Below are 10,118 nucleotides of genomic sequence, written 5' to 3' on the forward strand. Positions count from 1 at the left end.
AAAAGAATCACACAACCACTACGCTGCCCGAAGCTGCGTAACACAAATCCCGTGTCCACCATCCGGGGTCAAGGCCCAAGGTGCGGCGAGCAGTTCACGATCTCGTACTCGTGGGACGCACGATTCTTCGGCGGATGACAGTGCACCGCATTGCTAATGAAGATGTTGCTGCGCTTGCGCTGGCCGGCACGCTCGATGCTCTCAACAATCAAATCTCCGCTCCCACCGGTGAACGGGATCTGGCTTTCCATGCACTTCTCGCACAGGCTCTGCCCGACCAGCGCCACCGGTGAGCTCAAACTGCCGTAGCCGGGTGCGGATGCAGTGAGTCGCGGAATATTCATGCCCTCGCAGCGCCGGCAAGTTCTAATGTCCTCGTCGAGGGCGAGCTTGCGAGAAAGTCGGCCGGCAGAGGTGTCATCCTGCGCAACTTCGGAATTCACAATGGGAAGTGTAGGTAGATCCGGGGTGCTGCCGACAGAGTGAGCCCTGCTGACTTGACGAAGCGCTCGGGGTGTGTGATCCGCGACCTTCATTGTCGATGGTGAGAAACGCCAGACAGGTCTGTGCGTTGAAAAGACTTTGCTACGAGAGCCCCAGCGCCGCGCTCCGCCAGCGCCGCCGCTGCCTATAGCGGCGCCGTCGCCGCCGTTGCCACCGTGACCACAGTTGCCTCCTGATCTGTGGAATGAGCCAGATCCGCCATCGCCGCCAGCTCCCCCGTGACCACCGTTGTCGGCGCACCGACCGAATATCCATATCTTCGCGATTTGGCTGCGGGATCCACCCGCGCCATTGGTGCCACCATCACCCCATTGCTGGTGATGCCGACCCAGCCAACGTCTCCTCGACCGCCCGTCCTACCCCCTCCGCTGCCGAATAGCAGCCCACCGGTGCCGCCGCCCCCGCAGTGCCCCAAACGAACGCCGACAAGTGCGGGGTCGCCCCGGTTCCGGTTCCGCCTGCTGCTCCCATGCCTCCATTGCCGAATATTCCGTGCCTGCCGCGACCGCCCGCTTGGCCCGGGGCGCCGGAACCAGTGTTGCCCCAGACGATTCCGCCGGCACTGCGGTTGGCTCCGGTCCCTGCTGCTCCGTTGAAGCCGCCGCCGATCAGGGGTGCCTCAGCAACGGATTGGTTGCGGCGTTGATCAGCATCAGCGTTCTCAGCGCCCCGATTTTGAAAAGGGCACTGTTGGGGTAACCGGCCGCCTATGCGGTTTCTGATGTCAGTCCTCACGGCGTTGATGTTCACGAGTTGCGGCGGTATCGCCTCGGCCGACCCCGCTAACACCTATTACTGCCGGTTCACCACCTACCAGGGCGGGCCCTACTACGTGCAGGTTTACAACCTCAGAGTGCCTGGCAAGGGCATGTGTTCGGGCGCCGACGCTGATTACAGCCAAAAAGATTTCCAGAACGTCGACGGCTTGAAACGCCGGTGCATCCTCGACAGGGATGAGCAAATCAAGCAAAAGGCGGCGATCGTATCCATTTACAGTGACGGCACACCGGCTAGTGTCGCGGCTGCACGGTTGATGTGTAGCAACACCGGCAACGCCTTCACCGAGTAGCGCCGAGAGGCGCGCACTGAGATGGGCGCCCGCCAGGAGCTCCGCGTTCGCCATCCCCAACGCCAAGCGGGCCGCCGCGTTCACTGCCTGGCGTAGGCACTACAACACGCAGCCTCTCCAGTAGGCCGGGTCCACTTGATTCGTTGCCAGTGCTGCGTTGGTCTGCTAGGCGCTAGGGGCAAGCAGCACGGTGACGCCGCTCGAGTGCCGCGTCATGTCAGGGCCGACCGGCGCCGCGTCCTTAGGTGGAAGCCCAACGACTTCAGCACGCGCCTACCGTAGGTGATCCCAACTGAGCGCATGGATCTTGTTGGCCGTCGAGTACACGAGACCGGTGCGGGGCTGGTGCGAGGTAGGTTTCGGTCGGCTGCTTATGGTTGGTCGATGGAAGGGAAGCCATTCGGCCGGTACCGCCTTGTCGAGTTGCTGGGGCGTGGCGGTATGGGGGAAGTCTGGCGCGCCTATGACTCGGCAGCCAACAACCGCGTTGTCGCAATCAAACTGCTCCCCGCCCACTTGGCTGGGAATGACTCTTTCGTTCAAAGGTTCCGCCGCGAGGCAGACACCGCGGCGCAGTTGAGTAACAAGCACGTCATCCCAATCCACAACTACGGCGAGATTGACGGCCAGCTGTACGTGGATATGCGGCTGATCGAGGGTCGGGATTTGCAAGCCGTCCTTGCCGGTGGCCGATTGCCAGTCGAGCGGGCGGTGCGGATCATCGAGCAGGTCGCTAAAGCCCTGCAGGCCGCTCACAAGGCTGGTTTGGTGCACCGCGACGTCAAACCGTCCAACATATTGCTCGATGAGGACGATGATGCCTACCTGATTGACTTCGGTCTCGCCGTCGGCGCCGAACAGACCAGCTTGACCCAATCCGGGACAATGATCGGATCCTGGCATTACATGGCCCCGGAACGATTCCGCGGCAGTGAAGTCGACCACCGCGCGGACATCTATGCGCTAGCCTGCGTCCTCTACGAGTGCTTGACAGGCAACCGCCCCTTTCCCGGAGACACCCTAGAAAGCCAAGCCGCTGCGCATCTCGCCGATCCGCCGCCGCGCCCGTCAATTGCCCAACCAGACATCAATCCAGCCTTCGACGAGGTAGTCGCGAAAGGCATGGCGAAAGACGCCAATGCGCGCTACTCGAGCGCCAAAGAACTCGCCGCTGCCGCACGAGCCGCTTTGGGCCAACCCACCACGCCTTTAGGTACCTATGCTGCCCCGACTGCCCCTGCGCGAGCGGCCGAAAACGTTGCAGTCCCGTCAAGATGGTCACAAAAGGGCAAACGGGTCATTTGGGCTGCCGGGATCACCGCGACTGTTGTCGTTCTCTGTTTAGTGCTTTTTCTGCGCAACACCGCAATTCCCCGAGATGAGTCCAAACGACCAATGCCCAGTGGTGGCCGTTCGAACCTGACCATGGCCCCGCATACTGGCAGCCCGCGGACGTCCGCCAGCGCCGTGCCGGGAGCCTCACACGACGTTGTCGTCAGCTTCACCCAAGTTGGTCGCTTTTTGGAGGTACGATTCCGAAATCCCAATACCGACGTGGGATTGGTTCGATCCCCGTTCGAGTTGGCGATTCTCGATGAGAATGGTGCGCTGTTAGGCACCGAGGGGCAAGGAGGCCTACCGGGTGCAATGGCCAACACCATCTACCAACTTCCACCCGGCGGCGAATACGGACTGGCCGGCATTATCGTGCCGGAAGGAAAGACCGTCGGCTCAGTCCAACTGACAATTCTTGGAAAATGGCTGCAGTGGGACACCGTGAATCCACCACAGGTGGCTTTGACCGATGCGACCGTCCGGGCCGACACCGGCTTCTCTGGCCCATCCGCGACGGGACGCCTCACCCTTGATAGGGACGGGCCGCTCAACGTGATCGTCGTAGCACTGGTGAAAACGTCGGCCGGCACCGTTGTGTCCGATGTAGTCGTGGATTGCGTTCAAACCGGTCAACAAAGAACTTTTCAAACCCTTGCTTTCGCACCCGCCCGCGGTCCCTACGAATTGGAATCGGCAGTCGCGTATGTCACCTCAGTCCCCGGTACTGGCCCAGAGTACAAACCAACGTGCTGAGTCTGGATGGGCAGGTCTTGCTCGTCGTGACTCGCGATCTTGCGTTGAAAGGCGTGGTGGTAAACGCTCTGATTCGACCTACCAGCCGGGCCGCCGCTCGAGGTCCGGTGTCAAGACAGTGGTGCGCCGCAAAGCTCACCTCATAGTCGCGGGGTGCGTCAGCGGCCGCGCAGGGGCTGTCGGTGCGCTTGCGCCGGCCGCCTACGACAAACGCGGAAGCCTCACCTACTGCGGAGCGGTGCATTCAGGCCTGCACGCGAAGGGCGGGCGCACCCTGTACGAGCAGCTTCGCGGATTGAAGCGGCAACTTTTGCCCTACTCCCCCACGGCGGTATCGCCGAGCTTGTTCAGTGGTCCAGCCACGACTGGTCGGCGTAATGGAGTACGGCGAGTTTAGCGGCCTGCTGCGTCAGCCGGCGTGGAGGCCCCCCCCGGCGGTGCTGGCGCGAGGTCATTAAGCGAGTTGCAGTGAGCCAGTCACCGCGAGGCTTCATCCGCGATTCCCGGCCTCAAGATTCATTCCGTGAGGTCGACAACTGCAGCGCCCGCAGCGTTCGCCTTTACCGATTCGATCCCTTTTGTGGCGCCGGCTTTGCTCTCATAACCTTGGCTGGCGGCGATAATTTCGCCATTGGCTGCCTTCAGGTGAAAGCGATACTCGCCAGCTTTGTCTTTGGTGATTTCAAATTTCGCCGCCATGGTCACCCTTCTGGCCGTTGGGTTGCAGGGCCGCCGAAAGGACCGCCCTCGATTGAGGTCTACCACGACCCCACACGTGTTGGTACTCCCACCGGTGTTTGGTCGTCGCGCGCCGACGGCCGGCCGGCGGCGACAGCTGAAAGCGCTTGGGCAGCGTGTTCTGCGACTACAGGGATGCGCTCGAACCGTGCGGTTTGCCCAGCTGTCGTAACCCAGGGCCCAGCCGAGTGGGCCAAGGCGTCATCCTGGTCGTGGGCCGGGTAGGCCAGCACACCAAGATCGGCGTCGTGTCCGGCGAGGTAAGCAGCGAGCTGGTAGAGATCGCCCCGGTCGACGCCGCTCGGGTTTCCCGACCACGAGCGCAGCCGCTTGTACTTGGCGTCGATGACTGCACATACTCGCCCACCAGAGTCATGCACCACGATGTCGGGCTTGAGCCGCCCCATGTGAATTTCGGGCTTGGCGTGCGACCGCAACAAGTGTGTTCCTTGATGTTCTGCCGTGCCGTGAGCCACGCGGGTAGCGCCAAAGGCACGTCGCGCAGCGTGCAGCAGGAACAGCTCCCAGAGTTCAGCAACGTCGATCAAGACGCCGGATAGATCAGCGGCGCTCGCCGACGTCAAATATCCTCGCCGCTTTGCAATTTCGTACGACAGCTGCGCGACGCCTTCGAACCGTCGGCTGATGGGGGTATATCGCACGCGGCGCAACGCCGCGGAGGTCGGTAGGTCCGGTCGAGCGCCGACCACACCGCGCAGCTGCGCCAATACGCTACCCGTCGTGGCCGGCCGCCAGGTCGGTTTGAACGGCTGCAACGACCGCAGCGCTCGATCTGCCAGAACGATCACCTGTGCGACCGGGTTGTCGAGATCGCGGTCATGGCGCACGGTCGTCACGAGGGGACTGCCCGCTCTTCGATGCTTTGACGTGCCGGCGACATCGAGGCGGCCCCGCATAAATAGTTCGTCGTGGCGGGTGAGTCGACGCAATCGGGGTGTGCCGTGCCGAGCTGCGTCGGCCACTGCCGCTGACCACACTCGGTCAATTACTTCCACGATAAGCGGCGCCCGCGTCCCGGACGTTGCTGAACGGGGCACCACTGTGACATTGAGCGCCAGGGCGAGCCAAGCACCGATCACTTCGATGCCCAGGCGCGGTTCGATGCGGATCTCTCGGTCTTCGAATCGCAACTCGCCGATATAGCGCCCCGCCCACCAATTTCCGTCAGAGCCGCGGCTGAGTGCGGCCTCGTCCTCGTGGTCGACACGCGTCCCCCACCCGGCGAGCCGCAGGACGTGATCCTGCTCGCGCAGGCGAGTGGCTAGACGTGCCAGCCATGCATCTTCGGAGGGATTCGCTGAGGTCCGCGGTGAGAGGTCCTGGAAGATGACCGGTTCACTCACGGGAGGGTTCCGCTGAACAGCACCGCTTTCAACCGTGCACGCTCACTGGCAGCGACATCCGCCTCGAGTCCACCGAGATACTGCATCAACAGCGGTTCTAATGAGTAGGTCCACAGATCGTTCAGACCGGGCCGCGGCTTTCCATTCGTGGCCCATAAAACCCCTCCTCCTGAGAGGGTTTTGCGACCGCGCAGCCAGTTGCCGACGAAGAACGATGCGTCGAAGTAGTACGTGTGGCCGAGCTCGTACTGCGATCCGAGGTGCGGCGAGGCCGATATGGCCTGGTTAAGCAACCCCGCTCGCTCAGCGAGGAGAGTCATGTCGTCGACTGCCCGATCCCAGCCCCACTTTGTGGGTGAGTGTTTGCGCCAGCGGTTCGCGTTGACCGCAACGATTGCTGATGCATCGAATTCTGCTGGGCGCCAGAAGAATCGACGTCGTAACGCGAAGTCGAGCTCCTCGACGGACTGGTCGATCAGGTTCATCGTGCCGATCACGAACAGGTTGGACGGCAGCGCCAGCGTCGCTACCTGATCGTCTCCGTTGTCGCGGTTGACGCCGGGAAGGATCGCAACTGAGTCGCGATTCTCCAGCAGGCTGAATGCTTCACCGAACATCCGGCTCAGGTCGGTGCGGTTGATCTCATCGAGAACAAGAACCACCGGCAACCGGTCCTTCGGAGGAACAGCATTGATCGCCTTGACCAACAACGGCAGGTAGCCGGGAACGTAGGTTGTACTGCCGTCCGGTGTCAGACGCAGCCCCCGGATGAACTCCTCATAGCCGTAACCGGGATGCAGTTGTAGCCAGTGCACATTCGCCGCAATATAGCCGTCAAGTGCTGCTTGTTCGGTGAAAAACCTTGCTGCACCCCACTTTTCCAAGGCTGCCCGCCGAATGATCTGTTCAGCCAGTTGACGTGTCCGGTGTGTCTTGCCCGTGCCGGGAGCCCCGAAGACGACGAGCTGCTTCTTGTACGCCAGAAGGTCAATGTCGCTGGCACCTTCAGACTGAGTCGAACCGGGATCCCAGATCGATTGCAGCGGCGGCCGATAAAAGTCGAACATCGAATCGCCGCCACTGGGCTGGGCACCCGTGGCCGTTAATCGCTGCCGAATCTCATACAGCCGCTCATCAACATCGTCGGAGACAGCGTCACCAGTCAAGAATTCGTTGGCGAACGCATCGACAATCACGCGCTTATGGGTGCGACTGGATATTCGCTCGAACTCGTCGGGAAACAAGAGGTGCAGCAGGATGTGTCGCATTTCGCGTACTGCGATCCCGGCGCTCGCAGCGTCAGCGAAGTCACGCATCCGCCACGGGTCTGTCAGGAGCTGCTGCTGCTCGTTCGGTTCGCCGATGGCTTTGAAGCGCAGACAGAAATCGATCAGGTAGCCGATCTGGCGGTCGCGGGTGAGGTTGTAGCCCGGTCCGGGATTGCCGATGCCCTCGCTCATCGCCTCCGAGATCTTCTGCCACCCTGGCGGCAGCTCCTCACCCAGCGGCGCAACTATCGACTTGAGCATGGCGCGCTTTGCCGGGGTGCCGATGGCTTCGCGCACGAACAGCAAATAGATGGCGACGAGTTCAACGACCAGCCAACGGATTTCTTCATCAGCGGTTTCCAGTTGCAGCGCCAACTTCTGACCGAAGCTCTGATCAGCACCCTGCAGCGGGTTCTCAATCAAGCGCTCCCGGAAGTCCTGTAGGTTCTCGATTGTCCAAACGCTGCGATCGGGAAAGATCAGCGACCCCGATTCCAGGAGGCACGCGTTTTTCCACTCATCGATCAGGGCATCGGTTTTGACGCGACTGAACCCCGAACCGATAAACCGCGCCACAGCCTGAAGTGTAATCACGCCGCCCGACGCCGAGATCCGATGATCGGCCCTGGCTCTGGGCACTGCGAGGCGCTACGTGCGCCCGCACATGAGCTGCACCGGCGGCTTGGGGTCGGCGCGCGCCAGCGCAGTGCGCCGGGGCCGGCTTCTGGTCATCCTGGCGCCTTTCGTCGGATTGCTTGCTGCCGCAAGTTGACTCGTGTAGGCACGAGTTGACAGACACCACAGACGATGCGAAGGAAAGTACGCGTTGGTGACATACCGGTTATACGAGGATCACGGAGCAGTTGCCACATGCCCGGCATTCGCGGAGTCCGATGATTTCGACGCCCTGCGGTTGTGGGCAGTCACTAACAACGATTGGAAGGGCACGCGAAAGGTCGCGGTGATTGCTTCTGACGAGGGTCGCTTCTGGCTGATACGCCGAGACGGCTCAGTGTTGCGTGAAGTCAGCCATGAGCGCGGAATCACGGGAGGTCGTTCTCAGGCGGAGAAGCTCGCGCAGAGACTTGATGGCACTAAGCCCTTCACTCCCAAAGGCGCCGCAGACCTGAACTACGAATTGCCCTCCCTGAAGCGGTACCAGCACAAGACGATCCGCGTGCCCAAGACGTGACACGAACCACCGCTTCTCTGTACGAGCGAGGGTTCGCATCATTCCGCGACACTGGTCTGGATTTGATGGCTTGGGTGGCGGCTGACCAATGAGTCCGAGGGGAGGGGTCGGGGGGCAAACCTTTCGCCCGCGCCGGAAACGAAGCCTCGGCATTCGTGATGCGTTCAGCGGCCAGCACGTCGTCGGCCTCGGCTCTGGCTGCTCGCCGAGCACCGTTCCCTCCCTCTATCGCGTTGCGCGGGTGCGCATGGTGCCGCTTCTATATGCGATGGCGCCCGTCCGATTTGCTGGATCGGCCACGTGGCTGGGTGCCGATAGTCGTCAGGGGACTGTCGATGCTGTCCCGTCAGCGCCGGGCAGCCCATCTGGTGCGCCGATGCCGCGGGTACCGCCCTTACCGGCAGTGGCATTGATCAGGTCAAGGGCAGCGGCGTTGCCGCCGTCGCCACCATCGCCGCCTCTGCCGGTCGCGCCGTTGCCGCCGTTGCCGCCGTCGCCACCGACACCCTTTCCCCCTCCGAAGGCAGTCCCCGTACCGCCGGACCCTCCGTTGCTGCCTGTTAGGCCATTGACACCCGCGCCGCCTGCGCCCCCGTGGGCGTTGCCGGTGCCTGCGGTGATTGCGTCACCCCCGTTGCCGCCGATATTGGTGCCCGTACCGCCCGCACCGCCGATGGCGTTGCCGGGACCGCCGGAGGTGAATGATCCGTCCGTAGCGACGTAGGCATTCCCTCCGTTGCCGCCATTGCCAGCGCTGAAAACGGTGGTGCCGTTACCGCCGGTACCACCGGTGGCGTTGCCCGTTCCGAAGTTGCGTGCCTCACCGCCGGCGCCCGCGACTCTAGCGTTGCCGCCGTTGCCGCCGGTCGCGTCACCAGCACCGGCGGCGTACCCGCTGCCACCCTTCCCGCCGTTAAAGGAGCCGCTGCCGCCGTTTCCTCCGATGGCGTTGCCCGGACCGCCAGAGGTCATTGAGCTGTCTTTAGCGACGAACGCATTTCCGCCATCACCGCCGCCCCTGCCGCCACCGTCACCGCCATTGCCACCCGTGGCATTACCGGTTCCGTAGTTATAGGCATCTCCGCCGTCCGCACCGCCAGTGGCGTTGCCGCCGCGGGCATTTCCGCTGCCGTATGCGATGGCATCCCCCCCGTCGCCGTTAGCGAAATTGTTGCCGGTACCGCCGATCCCGCCAGTCGCGGTTCCCTGCCCAAAGGTCGAGCCGGTCCCGCCCATACCACCTGTGCCTCCGCCGGTACCGCCCTGGCCGCCGCCTGCGTTTCCACTGCCATGGGCGTAGGCGGCGCCGCCCTTGCCGCCGACACCCGAGTTCGCACCCCCGACGAGTTCGCCGTTACCCGACCCTCCCGTTCCACCTGATGCGTTCCCGCTTCCGTAGGTATAACCAGCCCCGCCGATACCACCGGTCTTCCCTAGTCCTCCGGCACCGCCAAGGGCGTCTCCGCTTCCGTAGGCGTAGGCGTCGCCCCCGATACCGCCGTAGCCGGGAATGTTCTGGCCGCTGCCAAGGCCGCCAGCTCCGCCGGCACCTCCATAAGCTGTCCCGCCGCCCTGGGTCACCGCCGTGCCGCCGGCCCCTCCGACGCCGCCGATCACACCTCTGCCGCCGGCACCGCCGTTGCCGCCGACAGCGTTGCCGGGTCCAGCCTCGAGGGCCGCACCTCCATCGCCTCCAGTGCCGCCGGTCACCCCCATGCCTCCATCGCCGCCCACACCGCCGGCACCGCTGGTGAACCCGTTGCCGCCGGCGTACCCATTGCCGCCAGTACCTCCGGTTCCACCAACACCGATGGGGCTCGCCCCACCGACTCCACCGGCACCACCGGCGCCACCGGCCCCGGTGGCCCCCACTTGACCGAACGGAGAGCCTAGCC

At 63.2% G+C, this 10,118-nt stretch carries 7 protein-coding genes and 1 pseudogene; 3 read left to right on the forward strand and 5 right to left on the reverse strand.

Annotated elements, in window-relative coordinates; all coding sequences use genetic code 11:
* Nucleotides 1-68: 68 nt before the first annotated feature.
* The gene (locus AO501_RS35120; RefSeq protein ID WP_231752377.1) at nucleotides 69-443 is read right to left on the reverse strand and encodes a uracil-DNA glycosylase family protein; all 375 of its coding nucleotides are present in this window, start codon (nucleotides 441-443) and stop codon (nucleotides 69-71) included.
* A 782-nt stretch (nucleotides 444-1,225) separates the two neighbouring features.
* Here AO501_RS35120 and AO501_RS07445 point away from each other — a divergent pair.
* Nucleotides 1,226-1,573, forward strand: coding sequence for a hypothetical protein (locus tag AO501_RS07445; protein ID WP_156452378.1), 348 nt, complete (start codon nucleotides 1,226-1,228; stop codon nucleotides 1,571-1,573).
* A gap of 384 nt (nucleotides 1,574-1,957) precedes the next feature.
* The gene (locus AO501_RS07450) at nucleotides 1,958-3,661 is read left to right on the forward strand and encodes a serine/threonine-protein kinase (RefSeq protein ID WP_082658452.1); all 1,704 of its coding nucleotides are present in this window, start codon (nucleotides 1,958-1,960) and stop codon (nucleotides 3,659-3,661) included.
* 516 nt (nucleotides 3,662-4,177) lie between these two features.
* On the opposite strand, the gene AO501_RS07455 is transcribed toward AO501_RS07450, so the two are convergent.
* Genes AO501_RS07455 through AO501_RS07465 form a run of 3 tightly spaced genes read right to left on the reverse strand, consistent with a single transcriptional unit; the run spans nucleotide 4,178 to nucleotide 7,607 of the window.
* Nucleotides 4,178-4,360, reverse strand: coding sequence for a YegP family protein (locus tag AO501_RS07455; RefSeq protein ID WP_055577122.1), 183 nt, complete (start codon nucleotides 4,358-4,360; stop codon nucleotides 4,178-4,180).
* Nucleotides 4,361-4,419: 59 nt separating this feature from the next.
* Nucleotides 4,420-5,763: a 5-methylcytosine restriction system specificity protein McrC gene (locus AO501_RS07460; RefSeq protein WP_055577123.1), complete on the reverse strand. Its 1,344-nt coding sequence runs from the start codon at nucleotides 5,761-5,763 to the stop codon at nucleotides 4,420-4,422.
* Nucleotides 5,760-7,607 carry an AAA family ATPase gene (locus AO501_RS07465; protein WP_055577124.1) on the reverse strand — a complete coding sequence of 616 codons (1,848 nt, stop codon included), beginning with the start codon at nucleotides 7,605-7,607 and terminating at the stop codon, nucleotides 5,760-5,762. The genes AO501_RS07460 and AO501_RS07465 overlap by 4 nt, the downstream gene beginning before the upstream one ends.
* 253 nt (nucleotides 7,608-7,860) lie before the next feature.
* On the opposite strand from AO501_RS07465, the gene AO501_RS07470 reads away from it, so the two are divergent.
* Nucleotides 7,861-8,223, forward strand: a complete 363-nt coding sequence (locus tag AO501_RS07470) for a hypothetical protein (protein ID WP_156452379.1) — start codon at nucleotides 7,861-7,863, stop codon at nucleotides 8,221-8,223.
* A 321-nt stretch (nucleotides 8,224-8,544) separates the two neighbouring features.
* Here AO501_RS07470 and AO501_RS36935 read toward each other — a convergent pair.
* Nucleotides 8,545-10,118, reverse strand: a pseudogene (locus AO501_RS36935) (PE family protein); the annotation flags it as partial.

Origin of the sequence: Mycobacterium gordonae (genome assembly GCF_001417955.2) — a bacterium.
Taxonomy (GTDB): Bacteria; Actinomycetota; Actinomycetes; order Mycobacteriales; family Mycobacteriaceae; genus Mycobacterium; species Mycobacterium gordonae_B.